Source organism: Halomonas alimentaria, assembly GCF_009902005.1.
Lineage (GTDB): Bacteria > Pseudomonadota > Gammaproteobacteria > Pseudomonadales > Halomonadaceae > Halomonas > Halomonas alimentaria.
Genome location: NZ_WUTT01000001.1, coordinates 915980 through 931997 on the forward strand (window position 1 = coordinate 915980; position 16018 = coordinate 931997).

15 protein-coding genes are annotated in these 16018 nt (G+C 67.9%); 5 read left to right on the plus strand and 10 right to left on the minus strand.

What is annotated here, in order from left to right:
- Window positions 1-44 precede the first annotated feature (44 nt).
- Both nosP and GRB96_RS04415 read left to right on the plus strand, forming a co-directional pair.
- Complete coding sequence (gene nosP / locus GRB96_RS04410) at window positions 45-1208, plus strand: nitric oxide-sensing protein NosP (RefSeq protein ID WP_161430875.1); 1164 nt, start codon at window positions 45-47, stop codon at window positions 1206-1208.
- On the plus strand, window positions 1186-2526 hold the full coding sequence (locus tag GRB96_RS04415; protein ID WP_240894121.1) for an ATP-binding response regulator: 1341 nt from the start codon (window positions 1186-1188) through the stop codon (window positions 2524-2526). Before nosP ends, GRB96_RS04415 begins: the two co-directional genes overlap by 23 nt.
- Here GRB96_RS04415 and GRB96_RS04420 read toward each other — a convergent pair.
- Window positions 2499-3170: a response regulator gene (locus GRB96_RS04420; protein WP_161430878.1), complete on the minus strand. Its 672-nt coding sequence runs from the start codon at window positions 3168-3170 to the stop codon at window positions 2499-2501. The two genes, GRB96_RS04415 and GRB96_RS04420, sit on opposite strands and share 28 nt — an antisense overlap.
- A gap of 147 nt (window positions 3171-3317) precedes the next feature.
- Here GRB96_RS04420 and exaC point away from each other — a divergent pair, with 147 nt between their 5' ends.
- Complete coding sequence (gene exaC, locus GRB96_RS04425) at window positions 3318-4838, plus strand: acetaldehyde dehydrogenase ExaC (RefSeq protein WP_161430880.1); 1521 nt, start codon at window positions 3318-3320, stop codon at window positions 4836-4838.
- Window positions 4839-4976: 138 nt separating this feature from the next.
- Window positions 4977-6005, plus strand: coding sequence for an alcohol dehydrogenase AdhP (gene adhP, locus GRB96_RS04430; RefSeq protein ID WP_205743486.1), 1029 nt, complete (start codon window positions 4977-4979; stop codon window positions 6003-6005).
- 138 nt (window positions 6006-6143) lie between these two features.
- Here the strand turns inward: adhP and GRB96_RS04435 are convergent, their stop codons facing one another.
- A complete protein-coding gene (locus GRB96_RS04435) occupies window positions 6144-6383 on the minus strand; it encodes a hypothetical protein (RefSeq protein ID WP_133482701.1) in 240 nt (79 codons plus the stop codon).
- Between the two features lie 179 nt (window positions 6384-6562).
- Here GRB96_RS04435 and GRB96_RS04440 point away from each other — a divergent pair, with 179 nt between their 5' ends.
- Entirely contained in the window at window positions 6563-7192 is a 630-nt protein-coding gene (locus GRB96_RS04440) for a methyltransferase domain-containing protein (protein ID WP_232913384.1), read from the plus strand.
- A 24-nt stretch (window positions 7193-7216) separates the two neighbouring features.
- On the opposite strand, the gene dauA is transcribed toward GRB96_RS04440, so the two are convergent.
- The 8 genes from dauA to GRB96_RS04480 all read right to left on the minus strand — a co-directional run bounded on the left by dauA (window position 7217) and on the right by GRB96_RS04480 (window position 15968).
- A complete protein-coding gene (dauA, locus tag GRB96_RS04445) occupies window positions 7217-8968 on the minus strand; it encodes a C4-dicarboxylic acid transporter DauA (RefSeq protein WP_161430882.1) in 1752 nt (583 codons plus the stop codon).
- Between the two features lie 183 nt (window positions 8969-9151).
- Window positions 9152-9808 (minus strand): hypothetical protein, encoded by a 657-nt coding sequence (locus GRB96_RS15565; RefSeq protein WP_205743487.1) that lies wholly within the window; start codon window positions 9806-9808, stop codon window positions 9152-9154.
- 92 nt (window positions 9809-9900) lie between these two features.
- The gene (locus GRB96_RS04455) at window positions 9901-10614 is read right to left on the minus strand and encodes a response regulator (RefSeq protein ID WP_161430884.1); all 714 of its coding nucleotides are present in this window, start codon (window positions 10612-10614) and stop codon (window positions 9901-9903) included.
- Window positions 10611-12047 carry an ATP-binding protein gene (locus GRB96_RS04460; RefSeq protein ID WP_161430885.1) on the minus strand — a complete coding sequence of 479 codons (1437 nt, stop codon included), beginning with the start codon at window positions 12045-12047 and terminating at the stop codon, window positions 10611-10613. The genes GRB96_RS04455 and GRB96_RS04460 overlap by 4 nt, the downstream gene beginning before the upstream one ends.
- A 94-nt stretch (window positions 12048-12141) precedes the next feature.
- Window positions 12142-13068 (minus strand): LysO family transporter, encoded by a 927-nt coding sequence (locus GRB96_RS04465; protein ID WP_161430888.1) that lies wholly within the window; start codon window positions 13066-13068, stop codon window positions 12142-12144.
- A 107-nt stretch (window positions 13069-13175) separates the two neighbouring features.
- Window positions 13176-13922: a hypothetical protein gene (locus GRB96_RS04470; protein ID WP_240894122.1), complete on the minus strand. Its 747-nt coding sequence runs from the start codon at window positions 13920-13922 to the stop codon at window positions 13176-13178.
- A 127-nt stretch (window positions 13923-14049) separates the two neighbouring features.
- Window positions 14050-15393: a nicotinate phosphoribosyltransferase gene (locus GRB96_RS04475; protein ID WP_161430890.1), complete on the minus strand. Its 1344-nt coding sequence runs from the start codon at window positions 15391-15393 to the stop codon at window positions 14050-14052.
- A complete protein-coding gene (locus GRB96_RS04480; protein WP_161430892.1) occupies window positions 15390-15968 on the minus strand; it encodes a nicotinamidase in 579 nt (192 codons plus the stop codon). The genes GRB96_RS04475 and GRB96_RS04480 overlap by 4 nt, the downstream gene beginning before the upstream one ends.
- Between the last annotated feature and the right edge of the window lie 50 nt (window positions 15969-16018).

Below are 16018 nucleotides of genomic sequence, written 5' to 3' on the forward strand. Positions count from 1 at the left end.
GGGCCGGCCTACACTGGATTACTGCCTCGCCCCCGGAGTCGATGATGCCCCCCGATCCCACCGCGTTCACTGGCGCCCCCCCATTGTGCAGCGCGGTCTCGCGACATGCCGACCCTGCGGCTGCCGTGGCCGAGCTGGGCGAGGCGCTGCGTCATCCGGCGCTGGGGTTCGTGCTGTTCTTCTGCAGCGCCGACTATCCCCTAGAGGACCTGTCCCGGGCGATCACGCATACCTTCGGGCGGCTGCCGGTGGTGGGCTGCACCACCGCCGGCGAGATCAGCCCGACCGGCTATGAGCGTGGCTGTATCGTCGCCATCGGCTTCGCGAGGGGGGCCTTCGCCGTCGCCACCGCCCTGGTGGCCGACCTCGACCGCTTCGACCTGCTCGCCGCCCAGCGGCTGGTGGACGGCCTGCTGGAACGCTGCCGTCCTGAAGCCCCGGCGGGCGCCGAGCGCTTCGCCTTGACCCTGCTCGACGGCCTCTCCAGTCGCGAAGAGCAGGTGCTGGCCACTCTGGAGGCGGCGTTGGGGCGCATCCCCGGTTTCGGCGGCTCCGCCGGTGACGACAACCGCCTGGCGCGCACCCATGTCTATGCCGAGGGGCATTTCCACTCCCGGGCGGCGGTGGTGGTGATGGTGGCGACGCGGCTGCCCTTCGAGGTCTTCACCACCCACCACCTGCAGCCGCTGGACCACAAGCTGGTGGTCACCCGGGCGGACAGCGAGACACGTCGAGTGCTCGAGCTCAATGCGTTGCCCGCGGCCGAGGAGTATGCGCGACTGGTGGGAGTGCCGGTGGCGGCGCTGGATGCCCAGGCCTTTGCCCTGCACCCGCTGGCGGTGCGTATCGCCGATGCCCACTACGTGCGCTCGGTGCAGCGGGTCAACCCCGATGGCAGCCTGAGCTTCTACTGTGCCGTGGAGACTGGCATCGTGCTCACCGCCATGCGTCCCACGCCGATGCTCGAACAACTCGAGGTGGTCTTCGATGGCCTGGCGCAGCGTCTCGGCGAGCCAGCCCTGGTGATCGGCTGCGACTGTTTCCTGCGCCGGCTCGAGATCGAGGCGCGTGGCGAGCTGGCGGCGGCCTCGCGGCTGCTGGCCCGGGGCCGGGTGGTCGGCTTCAACACCTACGGCGAGCAGCACCATGGTATGCACCTCAACCAGACCTTCACCGGAGTGGCCATTGGATCCGCGACGTCCGCCTGAGCCTGGCGTCTCACCCGAGGCGCTGGCCGCCGAGAACGAACGGCTGCGCCGCATCTGTGCCGCCCTGATCGAGCGTGTGGAGGCGGGCGGCGTGCCCCATGGCGGCCCCTACGGCGCCTTCGAGCACTCGGTGCTGCTCGCCGAGCAGGTGCGCGAGCGCACCGAGACCCTGCAGCGCACCCTTGCGGCCCTGGAGCGCTCCCGGGCCGATGCCGAAGCGGCCAACCTTTCCAAGACCCGATTCCTCGCCGCGGTAAGCCACGACCTGCTGCAACCGCTCAACGCGGCCCGACTCTTCGCCAGCGCCCTGGAGGGCCACCGCCTGCCCGACGAGTCGCACCGCCTGGTCGGCAGCATCAATCGCTCGCTCAAGGACGTCGAGACGCTGATCGGCAGCCTGGTGGACATTTCGCGGCTCGATGCCGGGGTGCTCAGGCCCGATGTGACCAGCTTTCCCGCCGAGGAGCTGCTCGGGGTGCTGGCCGAGGAGTATCGCCAGGTGGCCACCAGCCGGGGGCTCGAGCTGCGCCATGTGCCGAGCCGCGCGGTGATCACCTCCGACCTGGCGCTGCTGGCGCGGGTGGTGCGCAACTTCCTGAGCAATGCCATTCGCTATACCCGCCATGGGCGCATCCTGCTCGGTTGCCGTCGGCGTGGCGACTGGCTCGAGATCCTGGTCGGGGATACCGGTCCGGGTATCGAACCGGCACAGCAGCGTGTGATCTTCGACGAGTTTCACCGCCTGGAAGCCAGTGGTGAGGAGGACGACCGGGGCCTCGGGCTGGGCCTGGCGATCGTCGAGCGCATCGCCGGCATGCTGGGCCATCCGCTGGCGCTCGCCTCACGTCCGGGGCAGGGCTCGCTGTTCTCGGTGCGGGTGCCCTGCGGCACCGAGCAAGTCAATCATCAGTCGGTCGCGCACGAAGCGCCGGGGCCACTGGCGGGGGCGAATGTATGGGTGATCGACAACGATGCCGACATCCGTGACGGCATGGAGGCACTGCTGGGTGGCTGGGGATGCCGGGTGGCCAGCGCCGCCTCCCCGCAAGGGCTGCAAGGTCCGCCGCCGCAGGTGCTGCTGGTGGACTACCACCTCGGCGAGGGGCAGCCGGATGGCCTGGCAGTGGCCGGCCGGTTGTGCCGACGCTTTCCGGGGTTACCGGTGGTGGTGATTACCGCCAACCACGATGCGGCTCTCAAGGCCCACATCCGCGAGGAGGGCTACGCCTGCCTGCACAAGCCGCTCAAACCGCTGCGGCTGAGGGTGTTGCTGGGGAACCTGCTGGAGGCTCAGCGCCCCCGGCGTTCGGCGAGGTAGGCAGCCAGGTCGAGTTCACCGGCGAGAAGCACGGCCTGGACCCGGCTGGTGACGCCGAGGCGACGCAGGATCGCCGAGACGTGAGTCTTCACCGTGGTCTCGGCGATACCCAGCTTGCGGGCGATGCCCTTGTTGGAGGCGCCGTGGCCGAGCGCTTCCAGCACCTCGAGTTGCTTTTCGGTAAGCCTCGTCAGGCGGTCGTCGAGGGGGGCCGGCGGCGAATCCTGCCTGGTGGGAGGCGGCCGGCGCATCACCTGGGGCGGCAGGTAGAGATGCCCCTCCAGGATGCGCTCCAGAGCCGCCAGCATGTCGTCGCGGGAGGTCGACTTGGGGATGTAACCCACCGCGCCGAGGTCGATGGCCTCGAGCACCGTGCGTCGATCCTGCTCGGCGGAGAGGATCGCCACCGGCAGGGAGGGCAGGGCCTCACGCAGCCGCGCCAGGCCATCGAGCCCCGCGGCGTCGGGGAGTCCCAGGTCAAGCAGCAGCAGATCGAGGCTCGCCTCGTGGCGTTGTGCCTCGCGCATGGCCTGGGCCAGGCTGTCGGCCTCCAGCAGCCGGCTGTCGGGAAGGCCGGCGGCGATTACCGCGGCGATGGCCTCGCGAAACAGCGGATGGTCGTCGGCGACCATCAGGGTGGTCATGGTGCTCTCCTTTCCTCTCCTCTGCGGGCCGGGCCCTCCTACCAAGGAAGGAGGGCGCCTCCTGCCACCGGAGTATGTCGCAGATTGCGCTTACGACCAAGACTGACAGTGCACAGCCTCTATAACGACAATTTCAGGAGCCAAGCCATGATCTACGCCAATCCCGGTGAATCCGGTGCCGTCATCGCCTTCGAGAAACGCTACGGCAACTACATCGGCGGAGAGTTCGTGCCGCCGGTGAAGGGCCAGTACTTCGACAACGTCAGCCCGGTCAACGGCGAGGTGTTCTGCGAGATCCCGCGCTCGAGTGCCGAGGACATCGACAAGGCGCTGGATGCCGCCCACGCCGCTGCCCCGGCCTGGGGCAAGACCTCCGCCGCCGAGCGCTCCAATATCCTGCTCAGGATCGCCGAGCGCATGGAGCAGAACCTCGAGATGCTCGCCGTGGCCGAGACCTGGGACAACGGCAAGGCGGTACGCGAGACCCTCAACGCCGACCTGCCGCTGGCTGTCGATCACTTCCGCTACTTCGCCGGCTGTATTCGTGCCCAGGAAGGTACCGCCGCCGATATCGATGCCAATACCGTGGCCTATCACTTTCATGAGCCGCTGGGCGTGGTGGGCCAGATCATCCCCTGGAACTTCCCGCTGCTGATGGGTGTCTGGAAGCTGGCACCGGCGCTGGCCGCGGGCAACTGTGTGGTGCTCAAGCCCGCCGAGCAGACGCCGGCCTCGATTCTCAAGCTGATGGAGGTCATCGGTGATCTGCTGCCCCCGGGCGTGGTCAACATCGTCAACGGCTATGGCGCCGAGGCCGGCCAGGCACTGGCCACCAGCAAGCGTATCGCCAAGATCGCCTTTACCGGCTCCACCCCGGTGGGCGCGCATATCCTCAAGTGTGCCGCCGACAACATCATACCCTCCACGGTAGAGCTGGGCGGCAAGTCGCCGAATATCTACTTTGCCGACATCATGAACGCCGAGCCGGAGTTCATCGACAAGGCCGCCGAGGGCCTGGTACTGGCCTTCTTCAACCAGGGCGAGGTGTGTACCTGTCCATCCCGGGCGTTGATCCAGGAGTCGATGTACGACGCCTTCATGGCCAAGGTCATGGAGAAGGTGGGTCAGATCACCCGCGGCAACCCGCTGGATACCGATGTCCAGGTCGGCGCTCAGGCCTCCCAGGAGCAGTTCGACAAGATCATGTCCTACATGGAGATCGCCCGGGAGGAGGGCGCCGAGTTCCTCACCGGTGGCAACAAGGAGAGCCTGGATCCGAGCATCGACAAGGGCTTCTATATTCAGCCGACCCTGCTCAAGGGCCACAACAAGATGCGCGTCTTCCAGGAGGAGATCTTCGGCCCGGTTGTCGCCGTGACCACCTTCAAGGACGAGGCTGAGGCGCTGGCCATCGCCAACGACACCGAGTTCGGCCTGGGCGCCGGGGTGTGGAGCCGCGATATCAATGTCGCCTTCCGCATGGGACGTGGGATCCAGGCCGGCCGGGTGTGGACCAACTGCTATCACCAGTATCCGGCCCACGCCGCCTTCGGCGGCTACAAGAAGTCCGGTGTCGGTCGCGAGACCCACAAGGTGGCCCTCGAGCACTACCAGCAGACCAAGAACCTGCTGGTCAGCTACGACATCAATCCGATGGGCTTCTTCTGAAGCCTCTGGCCGCTCGGTTGTTTTTCTGAGCGGCCCCCCAACGCCAAGAAGAGCGGTTGCATCGCTTCACTTGCTTCCCCTGGCGAGCATGAAGCAAAGGTGCAGCGTCAGGCTGCCCGCCAATCGAGGAGATATACAATGGATAACACGATGAAAGCTGCCGTGGTGCGAAAGTTCGGTGAGCCGCTGGCCATCGAAGAGGTCGCGACACCCCGGCCGCAGCAGGGTGAAATCCTGGTCAAGGTGGCCGCCTCCGGCGTTTGCCACACGGACCTGCATGCCGCCCACGGTGACTGGCCGGTCAAGCCCAATCCGCCCTTTATTCCAGGACATGAAGGGGTTGGCCATATCGTGGCAGTAGGTGAGGGTGTTACACATGTCAAGGAGGGCGACCGCGTCGGGGTGCCCTGGCTCTATTCGGCCTGTGGCTATTGTGAGCACTGTTTAGGAGGCTGGGAAACCCTGTGTGAATCTCAGCAGAATACCGGTTACTCGGTGAACGGCGGCTTCGCCGATTACACCTTGGCCGATGCCGGCTTCGTTGGCCGCCTGCCCGACAACGTCGACTTCCTCGAGATCGCGCCCGTGCTGTGTGCCGGAGTGACGGTCTACAAGGGGCTCAAGATGACGGATGCCCGCCCGGGGCAGTGGGTGGTGATATCAGGTATCGGCGGCCTCGGCCATATGGCGGTCCAATATGCTCATGCGATGGGCTTCAACGTAGCGGCAGTCGATATCGACGATGGCAAGTTGGCGCTGGCAGAGCGGCTGGGGGCTACAGTGACCGTCAATGCCATGAAAATCGATCCGGTTGACTATCTGAAGCGCGAGATCGGCGGCGCCCATGGCGCACTGGTCACGGCAGTATCGCCCAAGGCCTTCGATCAGGCCCAGCGCATGCTGCGCCGCGGCGGTACCCTGGTACTCAACGGCCTGCCGCCGGGCGACTTCCCCCTGCCGATCTTCGAAACCGTCCTCAACGGCATCACCGTACGCGGCTCCATCGTTGGAACCCGCCAGGATCTGCAGGAAGCGCTGGACTTCGCCGGCGAGGGCAAGGTCAAGTCCACGATCGCAACCGACAAGCTGGAGAACATCAATGAAATCTTCCAGCGCATGATCGATGGCCAGATCGAAGGGCGCGTGGTCCTCGACATGACGGGCTGACAGCGCAAGGGACGGACGTTCCCTGCCCCTGGGCGCGAGGTCAATCGCGCCTTCTCGGGCCCCTGGCCCCAGGCGAGCCACACTGGGCTGCTGTCTCGCACGACAACCTGATGGCCGGCCGTGAGGGTCGGCCATCTGTCAGGGCCGCATTACCATCTTCGCCTCGGTGAGCCGCTTGACCACGCTCTTGAAGCTGTTCTTGAGGATCAGCATTTCGCCATTGGTCAGGATGATCACGGCCACCGGCTCGTGGCGCGGTTCATTCTCCGCTTCGATCTCGGGGCGGATCTGCGCGATCTGATCGAGATGCACTAGCAGAACGTACTGCTCCTCGGTGGTAGGGAAGTCGGTGATGACCTCGATGAAGCGATGACTCATGGCCTTCTTGCTCCGTGAGTAGGGGGATGGTCTTCAGTGTAGTCGGGGGCGCGGCGGTGATCGTTGCTGAAGCCTATCGGGGCCAGGGCGCGAGGCGACGCGCGACTTTATTTGCCTCGTCGCTACACCTCCCGGCCGCTTTGCGTCATCATCTCCCGCCCGGAGTTCGCGGAGAAAGCATGGCGATGATCGACCTCGAAGCCCCCGACCTCCACCAGCAGCGGCTGCAGCAGGTCGCCGCCCTGATCCGTGCCAGCGGTGCGCGCCGGGTGCTCGACCTGGGATGCGGCTCCGGCGGGCTGCTGCAGTACCTGCTGCGCGACGCCCAGTTCGAGTGGGTGGTGGGCCTGGAGCTCTCCGGGGAACTGCTGGCCCAGGCCAAGCTGCGCCTGGAGGCGCTGCCGGCCGCCCGGGCGGGGCGCCTCGAACTGATCTGCGGCTCCTATGCCGATCCCCATCCGTCGCTGGCCGGCTTCGAGGCCGCGGCCATGGTGGAGACCATCGAGCATGTTCCGCCCGAGGCGCTCTCCCGGGTCGAGCGCGCGGTGTTCGCCGGTCTGCGGCCGCGGCTGCTGGTGATGACCACCCCCAACCACGAGTACAACCCGCTCTACGACATGGATCCGGGAGAGTTCCGCGATCCGGACCACAAGTTCGAGTGGGATCGGGCGCGGTTTCGGCACTGGAGCCAGGGCGTGGCGCGCCGTAACGGCTACCGCGTGCGCTTCTCCGGGGTCGGCGAGATGCACGCCCACCTTGGCCAGCCGACCCAGCTGGCGTGCTTCAGCCGTGAGGCGAGCGGCGCGTGATGTCGCCTCCGCTCACCGGCAGAGCTATCCAAGGTTTCCGGAGGGAGTCGCCAGCCAGCGCCTGGCCAGGCGCAGGGCTCGAGCCTGGTCTGCCACCACGGCCAGCCGGCCGGGTTCACGACGAATCCCTGCACGGCGCAGCTTGAGCACCAGCCGCGCGGGCAGCCCGACGAACACCAGGCCGATATGGCGCTCGTGGAGCTCCTCGGCGAGGGTCTGCAGGGCGACGATGGCGGTGGCATCCAGGCTCGGCACGTCGCGCATGTCGAGCAGCATCACACGGATGTCCGGGTCGACGACCTGTAGCGAGGAGACGGCCTTCTCGGCGGCGCCGAAGAACAGCGGACCATCGATATCGTAGAGCGCGATCCCGGGCGGCAGGTCGCCCAGGTCGTCACTCTCCTTCTCGTCCAGACGACGGGTCTGGGTCACCTCGGCCATGCGCCGGATGAACAGCGCCGCCGCCAGGCCCATGCCTACCGCCACGGCCAGCACCATGTCGAAGATCACCGTCAGTGCGAAGCAGATCACCAGGATGGCGGCATCGCTGAGCGGTGCACTCTTCAGGGTGTGCAGGAAATGACGAGCCTCGCTCATGTTCCAGGCGATGATGAACAGCAGGGCCGCGAGTGCCGCCATGGGCACCAGGGCCAGCACGCCGGCCAGCAGCACTACCGCCAGCAGCACCACCAGGGCATGGACCACTGCGGCCACGGGCGAGAAGGCGCCGCTGCGGATATTGGTGGCGGTGCGTGCGAGTGCCGCGGTGGCGGTGATGCCACCGAAGAAGGGCGCGACGATATTGCCGAGCCCCTGGCCCAGCAACTCGGCGTTGGGATCATGACGGGTGCGGGTGAGTCCGTCGGCCACCACCGCGCAGAGCAGCGACTCGATGGCTCCCAGCATGGCAATGGCCAGGGCCGGACCCAGCAGTTCACGGATCAGCGCGAAGTCCACGGCAAGCGGCGTGCCATCGGGGCCGGGCAGTTGCCAGGGCAATGTCAGGCTCGGAGCGAAGGGGGGAATGCCACTGCCGCTTTCTCCCGCCAGGCTCCAGCTGAAGCGCGAGGCGATGGTGTCGACCTCGATGCCCAGCGGAGTGACCGCCAGGGCCACCAGGGTGCCCACGGCGAGTCCCACCAGGGGTGCGGGAATCGGCAGGCGCAGGCGCGGCCAGAGGATCAGGGTGGCCAGGGTGACCATGCCGATCCCCAGCTCCGCCGGGTCGAGTCCCGGCACCGACCGGGCGATGGTGACCGCATTGCCCAGGGTGTTCTCGCCCAGATCCACCCCCAGGCCGAGGAAGTCGGGCAGCTGCAGCAGCGCGATCACCACGGCGATACCGGCGGTAAAGCCCAGCACCACCGGATAGGGCACGAACTGGATCAGGCTGCCCAGGCGGGCGAGTCCCAGGGCAAACAGGATCAGTCCGGCCATCAGGGTGGCGATCAGCAGACCACCGATGCCGTGGTTGGCAACGATGGGGAACAGGATGACCACGAAGGCGGCGGTCGGGCCGGAGACGTTGAAGCGTGAGCCCCCGGTGAGGGCGATGATGGCACCGGCGACGATGGCCGTGTAGAGGCCATGCTGGGGCGGCACGCCGGTGGCGATGGCCAGGGCCATGGAGAGGGGTACCGCGACGATGCCGATGGTCAGCCCGGCGAGCAGGTCGCGACGCAACTCGGCAAGACCGTATCCCTGACGCCAGGCGGCGACCAGGGCGCTGCCGGGCAGCGGGACACGATAGCTGGAACCATCGGAGGCGCGGGACATGACAACTCCTTTGCTTGCTAAAGAGCAGGAGGTGTTACGTTACGCCTACGTGTTGCAATGCCGCAAGACCACTTATGTCACAGGGGCCTCTTCCAGGCACGGCAAGGCCCGAGACGGCGCGGCCATATACAGCAACGCCCGGCACGGAACCGGGCGTTGCCATGGGGGCCGGGGTCGGGAGAATCAGTTCTTGCCTTTGCCTTCGGCCTTGCCATAGGCCTTGCGGGCGGCCTGCTGCATCTCCTCGATCTGCTCCTCGCTGAGCAGCTCGGCCAGCGCCGCCTGGTGCTCGTCGCGCAGCGCCTGGTACGCCTCGCGACGCTCCTGGCGGGAGTCGAAGTCGCGGTTGCGCAGCTCGGCCATGTCGGCGTAGTGGGCCCGACGCAGCTCACCCAGGGCCTCGCGCTCCTCGTCGGAGAGGTCCCAGCCGTCGACCATCTCGGTCATGCGCTGCTGCAGGGCCTTGGCGTGGCTCTGGCGCTTCTCGGTACGGTACTCCTCGCGCATCTCGCGGCGAGCCTCGTCGAGGGCGGCCTGCTGGTCGTCGCTGAGCAGCTCATCGATACGGTCACGATGCTCCTCGCGCAGCTCGGCCATGGCCTGGCGATGTTCGCGGTGAGCGTTTTCCAGCGCCTCGCGGGTCTCTGCATCGAGGCCGGCGCGCTCGAAGAGGGCCGCACGCTTCTCGGCGTAACGTTCGGCGCGGGCCTCCTGCCATTGCTGGCGCTGCTCGGCACGCTCGGCGTCGCCCGGTGCGGCAGTGGCAGTGAGTGCCAGCGGGGCGATGGCCATGGCGAGCAGGGCGGGGGCAAGGATGCGGCGAGAGAGTCGGGTCTGCATGGGGAAACTCCTGAGATTCTCGAATTGACGACTGTCACTTTGCGCGGCCGGCGTGCAAGGGCCATGCAGCGAAGGTGCAAAGGTGGTGCAGTTCACTCCTCGGGCTGGTACTTGTAGCCGACCCCGTAGACCGAGCGGATCACCTCGCGCTCCGGCCACGTCTCGGCGATCTTCCTGCGCAGCTTCTTCACGTGGCTGTCCACGGTGCGCTCGGAAACGATGCGGTGGTCGCGGTACATGTGGTCCATCAGCTGGTCACGGGAGAAGATCCGCCCCGGGGCGTGCATCATCACCTTGAGCAGCTGGAACTCCACGGCGGTGAGCCCCAGGTCATGACCGTCGGCCAGGGCGCGCCAGCCATCCTCATCGAGCACCAGATTGCTACCGACGGCATCGGGCTCGTTGGCCAGCTGGCTGCGGCGCAGCACCGCCTTGACCCTGGCCACCACCTCCCGGGGGCTGAACGGCTTGCAGATATAGTCATCGGCACCCAGTTCGAGGCCCAGCAGGCGGTCGACCTCCTCGACCCGGGCGGTCAGCATGATCACCGGCAGGGCCGGCCATCGCTGGCGCATCTCGCGGCACAGGGTGAGGCCGTCGGTGCCGGGCAGCATCAGGTCGAGCAGCACCAGCACCGGCCCCTCCCCGGCCTGGCGCGTCTCTTCCAGCCACGGCAGCACGCTGTCGCCGTGATCCAGGTGGTGGGGTTCGAAGCCGCTGCCGGCCAGGTAGTCGGCTACCAGTCGGGCGATCTTGGGTTCATCCTCGACGATCAGGATGCGCTGGGGGTGCTCGGCCTGGGTCATGAGGTCTCCTCCTTGAGCGTGGTGTCATCGAGTGGCGGGAAGCGCAGGATCCAGCGTAACCCACCCAGCGGCGAGGCGGCAGCGGTCATTTCACCGCCGTGGGCCTTGACCAGAGCGGTGGCGATGGAGAGTCCCAGGCCACTGCCGCCGCTGGCCCGGCTGCGCGAGCCCTCGACCCGGTAGAGCCGCTCGGTGAGGCGCGAGAGTTGGGCAGCTGGAACCCCCGGGGCGCTGTCATCCCAGAGGATCCGAATGCCGTCGGCCGTGCTCTCCAGGCTGACACGCAGCTGGCCGGGGGGGCGTGTATAGGCGCAGGTGTTGTCCAGCAGGTTGCTCCATAGCTGTCGCAGGCGGCTGGCGTCGCCGCGGATCCAGGCCGCCTCGGGAACACTGCACTCCAGGGTGAGGCCGCTGTCCTCCAGCCAGCCGCTGGCCTCGTCGAGGCGCTGGCGCAGGCTGTCGGCCAGGTTCAGTGGTGCCAGCTGGACCTCCAGGGCGCCGGCATCGCTCTGGGAGAGCAGGCGGAGGTCGGCGACCAGGCGCTCGAGCTGTTTCACTTCCTGGGAAAGTGAGTGCAGGCTCTCGTGATCCAGGGGGCGGATACCGTCCTGCATCGCCTCGATCTCCCCGCGCAGTACCGCCAGCGGGGTGCGCAGCTCGTGGGCGATGTCCGAGACCCAGCGACTGCGCGCCTCGCGGCTCGCCTCGAGAGTGGCAGCGAGCACGTTGAAGTCGCGGGAGAGTCGCGACAGTTCATCGCGGCCGCGTTCCGGCAGGCGTGTGCCGTAGTCGCCTTCGGTAAGGCGCCGGGTGGCCAGTGCCATGCCGCGGGTGCGTCGTCCCAGCCACCAGGAGAGGCCGCCGGCCAGCAGCAGCGAGGCCAGGCCCAGGGCGCCGATGATGATGCCCAGGTTACGCTGTTGCCGGGAGAGGAAGACCCGCTCCATGCGGGCCATCAGCTGCTCGGGCGGGCGGTAGCCCAGGGTACCGACCCGCTCGCCCTGATGCTCGATGGGCAGCCAGCGCAGGGTGGCGGCCTCCTCGTCATCATCGGGCGGCAGGCCGATCACCGGCAACCCCTCGGCGTCGTGGAGCACGAAGTCCTTGGGATCGCCGAGCTGGCGCTCGATGCCTACCGGTGCCGGCCCGGCGCCGGGCCACAGCTGGTGACGGACCAGGCGGTGCCAGGCGCGGGGCGAGGCGCGCAGCCACTGCCAGTCGCCGCGTTGCGACCACTCCTCGGCAAGCCCGGCGGCGAGGGTTTCGGCGCGCTGGGTCTGGGTCTTGTCCAGGTAGTCGAGGAAGCCCTGGTCGAGGCTCCTCGATACCGCCAGGAAGACCAGGCCTGAGATGGCGACATTGACCACCAGGATTACCGCGAACAGCTTGATGCCCAGCCGGGAGATGGCGGGGCGGGGCAGGGTCAGGCGCATGAGCGTCTCGCCGCGAGCAGGGTGATCTGCCAGGGTCGCCCCCGGGAATGCAGCCAATGGTCAGCGAATGTGCAAGTGGCGTGCAAGAGGCGATTCACAGTGTCAGCAGGAAGAGGATCAGCGGCGGCGAGAGCAGCGAGAGCAGAAAGCCCGAGACCACTGCCACCGGTACGCAGCCCACCCCGCCATGCTGCTGGATCACCGGCAGGGTGAAGTCCATGGAGGTGGCACCGCCGTAACCGATGGCCAGGGCCGCGTGTCGCCGGATCACCAGCGGGATCAGCACGAAGGCGACCAGCTCACGGGTCAGGTCGTTGAAGAAGGCGACACCGCCCAGCGCAGGCCCCAGGGCATCGCCCACCAGGATGCCCGACAGCGAGTACCATCCGAAGCCGGCGGCCATGGCCAGCCCCTCGTTCCAGCGCAACTCGAGCAGCGGCGCGGCGAGCAGGCCGCCGACCAGCGAGGTGGCGGCCAGGGTCAGGGCGATGGCCAGGCCGTGATGATTGAGCAGGATCTGACGCAGGGGCATGCCGGAGTTGCGCAGCTGGCAGCCGATCAGTGCCAGCAGGACATAGAGCACCCACTCGGCAAGGGTCTCGGCCATGGCGTGTAGCGGTATCGCCGATAGCCGGCCGGCGGCCAGTCCCAGCGCCACGCCGAGTACCACCACTCCGACCAGGGCCAGCGAGCCGGCCATGGCGGCGAGCTTGCTGGTGGGGGCGCCGGGCACCACGCGCGCCGGGTCGGCGGCGAGCCTCAGGCGGCGCGACAGCCACCACAGCCCCGCCAGGTTGCAGGTCGAGGTCACCAGGAACAGCGTCAGGGCCTGTCCGCCCATGCGCGACAACTGGCCGGCGAGGTTCTCGAGGCCGGCCAGGCCGAATCCCATCAGCAGCAGGATAAGATAGACCGAGGCATTGACCCCCCGGTTGATCACCGCCAGCACGGTGGGGTGACGCACCGGTACCAGGTAACCCAGCACCAGGGGCAGCAGCACGATCAGCAGGCCGCTCAGCATGGAGATTCCCTTCCCTCTGTAGCCGCCCCGGGGCGGCGCCTCGAAAGCGGCTACTCTAGCAGCCAGGTGCGAGGTGCCCAACTGCTTGTCGGGAGCACTCGCCAGGATCAGTCGGCCAGGCTCAGCTCACTGAGTGTCAGGTGGCTGCGGCGTTCGCCGTCACGGTGGTAGTCGACCGCGAGCAGCAGGCCCGGGATCTCGGGGTGGAAACGGAACACCAGCCTGCGGTTCGGCTTGTCGGCCTCCCGGGCTTCCACCGTCAGCGCCACGAAGGTACCTGCGGGCAGGGTGACCCGGGAGCGGCCCTGCGCCCGGGCTTTGAGCACCTCCTCGCGCCCCTTGTGATCCAGGTAGCGGATATCGCAGACGCTGGTGGCACAGTCGCCGTCGATGATGCGTCGCGAGAGTGCGAAGAGCGCCGTCTGGCGATCCGGCAGGCGTGTCAGCCGGTCGCCGGAGAGGCTGTAGCTGTCGCCCACCCCCAGCAGCATATAGCCGCTGGCGTAGTAGAGGGCCTGGATGCCCTCATCCTTCAGCAGGAACCGGCTGCGTTCGCTGCCACGGGCGATGCGGATGCCGGTCTCCATCAGGCTTTCCCAGTAGTCGCCCTCGTGGGAGAGCCGATGGTCGATATAGGCCGCCGGCCAGTCCTTGACCTCCAGGCGATAGCGAGCCGTGAAGGGGCGCGGCGCAATCGAGGCGCTGGCATCGTGGTTCTCGGCGCTGCGCTGGGCAGGACCCGGCGCCGCCGGGGCATCGGCCACGGCCAGCAGTGGCAGGCAGGCAAGCAGCCAGGGCATGAGGCGGGTCATCAGGCCACTGGGCCGAGACCACAGAGGGGCTCGCTTGGGCATGGACGCTCTCCGTAGCGGGAACCGGGGTGGACCGACATGGCCCGAGACGTGTGAGGCCAGTGCCTGCCCGGAGGTTCCCCATTACCCGACGATGCCACATTTCCCCCGCCTTTGGCAGGCACGGGTGTCAGCTGCTCGAGCGCAGGCGTGCCAGGGCAGGGGAGAGCTCGACCGGATAGTCGGCGTGGCCGGCCTCCATTCGCAGCAGGGACTCCGGCATGCAGCGCAGGGCGGCGGTAACCCGCTCCCGGGCGCCCTCGGCGAGGGCCATCTCGTCGTCGGCCACCTGGCCGCTGCGCACCAGAGGACGCAGCAGCGCCTCCCCCTCGATGCCGGGCTCGTCGCGCAGGGCGATGATGTCGCCGGCGTAGCGGCCCTCGGCGTCCTGCCGGCGGTAGAGCTGCTTGCGGCAGGGCAGGTTGATCTTGCCCGGCGAGTGCTTGAGCCGCGGCGTGCCGGCGTACTCCACCAGCTTGTAGGAGAGGTCGATGACCGGTGCATCCGAGGAGACGCCCATCTCGGTGCCCACGCCGAAGGCATCGATGGGCGCGCCGGCCGCGACCAGCTCTGCGATCTTCCACTCGTCCAGGCCGCTGCTGGCGACGATCCTCACCTCCGGGTATCCCGCCGCGTCGAGCCTAGTACGGGCCTCCCGGGCCAGCGTGCCCAGGTCGCCGGAGTCGAGGCGGATGGCGCCGACGCGTATCTCGGGGTCTGCGTCCATCAGGGCGATCACCTTGGCCACGCCGGCCAGGGTGTCGTGGGTATCTACCAGCAGGGTGGTACCTGGGTAGTGGCGGGCGAAGGCAGCGAAGGCAGCCTCCTCGTCGTCGTGGGCAAGGATGTAGCTGTGGGCCATGGTGCCGGAGAGCGGCATCTCGTGGCGCAGCCCGCCGAGCACGTTGCTGGTGCCGGCCAGGCCCGCGGTGCGATAGGCACGCACTCCGCGCACCGCGGCATCGATTCCGTGCATGCGGCGCAGGCCGAAGTCCATCACCGGCCGGTCGCCGGCCGCCAGTACCACGCGCACCGCCTTGGAGGCGATCACCGTCTCCAGCTGCACCAGGTTCATCACCAGGCTCTCGAGCAGCTGTGCCTCGGCGAGAGGCGCGTCTACCTCCATGAAGGGCTCGTTCTCGAATACCGGCGTGCCTTCGGGAAGGGTCCAGATATCCCCCGTGAATCGCCACTGGCCGAGCCAGGCGAGGAAGTCGTCACGGAACTGGCCGGTCTCGGCGAGGCTGGCCAGGTGGGCGTCATTGAAGTGCAGCCGCGTGGCCAGCTCGGCCGCATACTGCTGGCCACAGGCGAGCATGAAGCGTCGCGTCGCGGGCAGGCGGCGATAGAACAGGCTGAAGGTGGCGCGCTCCTGCAGACCCTCTACCCAGTAGGCCTGGAGCATGGTGAGCTGGTAGAGGTCGGTGAGCATCGCCAGGTCCGCGTCGGCGATGGCGTAGGAGGGATGCCTCATGCGGATACCTCGCCACTCACCTCGACGCCGGCGCTCTTCAGCGCATCACGCACCTCGGCCACCGCATCGGGTACCACCGCGGCGCTCAGGTGTTCGAGCAGCAGGGTGGTGAAGCCCTCGCGGCGGGCCTCCAGGGCGGTGGCCTGAACACAGACATCCAGTGCCAGGCCACAGACGATCACCCGCTCGATGCCGCGGCTGCGCAGGTAGCCGCCGAGTCCCGTAGCGTCGAAGGCCGAGTAGGCGTCGGCATCGAAGGCGCAGGCCTTGCTGACGCGGATGGTGTCGGCATCCAGCGCCAGGTCGGTATGGAAGGCCGCCCCCGGGGTGTCCTGCACGCAGTGCTCCGGCCAGGGGCCGCCGCGATGGGCGAAGCTCACATGGTCCACCGGGTGCCAGTCCCGGGAGGCGACGATCAATGCACCACCCGCGCGGGCTGCCGTGACCTCGGCATTGATTGCGGGTACCAGGGCGTTGCCGCCGGTTACCGCCAGGGCACCGCCTTCGCAGAAGTCGTTCTGCATGTCCACGACGAGCAGTGCGTCGCCGGGGCCATAGTTCACCTGGGTGGGCATCGCACATCTCCTTGGGTCGTTGGGGCTCGCCTCTCAGCCTAGGGCTTCGG

Coding starts and splice junctions, on each gene's coding strand:
- nosP (WP_161430875.1), top strand. CDS start 45: ATGCCCCCCGATCCCACCGCGTTCACTGGCGCCCCCCCATTGTGCAGC.
- GRB96_RS04420 (WP_161430878.1), bottom strand. CDS start 3,170: ATGACCACCCTGATGGTCGCCGACGACCATCCGCTGTTTCGCGAGGCC.
- exaC (WP_161430880.1), top strand. CDS start 3,318: ATGATCTACGCCAATCCCGGTGAATCCGGTGCCGTCATCGCCTTCGAG.
- adhP (WP_205743486.1), top strand. CDS start 4,977: ATGGATAACACGATGAAAGCTGCCGTGGTGCGAAAGTTCGGTGAGCCG.
- GRB96_RS04435 (WP_133482701.1), bottom strand. CDS start 6,383: ATGAGTCATCGCTTCATCGAGGTCATCACCGACTTCCCTACCACCGAG.
- GRB96_RS04440 (WP_232913384.1), top strand. CDS start 6,563: ATGGCGATGATCGACCTCGAAGCCCCCGACCTCCACCAGCAGCGGCTG.
- dauA (WP_161430882.1), bottom strand. CDS start 8,968: ATGTCCCGCGCCTCCGATGGTTCCAGCTATCGTGTCCCGCTGCCCGGC.
- GRB96_RS15565 (WP_205743487.1), bottom strand. CDS start 9,808: ATGCAGACCCGACTCTCTCGCCGCATCCTTGCCCCCGCCCTGCTCGCC.
- GRB96_RS04455 (WP_161430884.1), bottom strand. CDS start 10,614: ATGACCCAGGCCGAGCACCCCCAGCGCATCCTGATCGTCGAGGATGAA.
- GRB96_RS04460 (WP_161430885.1), bottom strand. CDS start 12,047: ATGCGCCTGACCCTGCCCCGCCCCGCCATCTCCCGGCTGGGCATCAAG.
- GRB96_RS04465 (WP_161430888.1), bottom strand. CDS start 13,068: ATGCTGAGCGGCCTGCTGATCGTGCTGCTGCCCCTGGTGCTGGGTTAC.
- GRB96_RS04470 (WP_240894122.1), bottom strand. CDS start 13,922: ATGCCCAAGCGAGCCCCTCTGTGGTCTCGGCCCAGTGGCCTGATGACC.
- GRB96_RS04475 (WP_161430890.1), bottom strand. CDS start 15,393: ATGAGGCATCCCTCCTACGCCATCGCCGACGCGGACCTGGCGATGCTC.
- GRB96_RS04480 (WP_161430892.1), bottom strand. CDS start 15,968: ATGCCCACCCAGGTGAACTATGGCCCCGGCGACGCACTGCTCGTCGTG.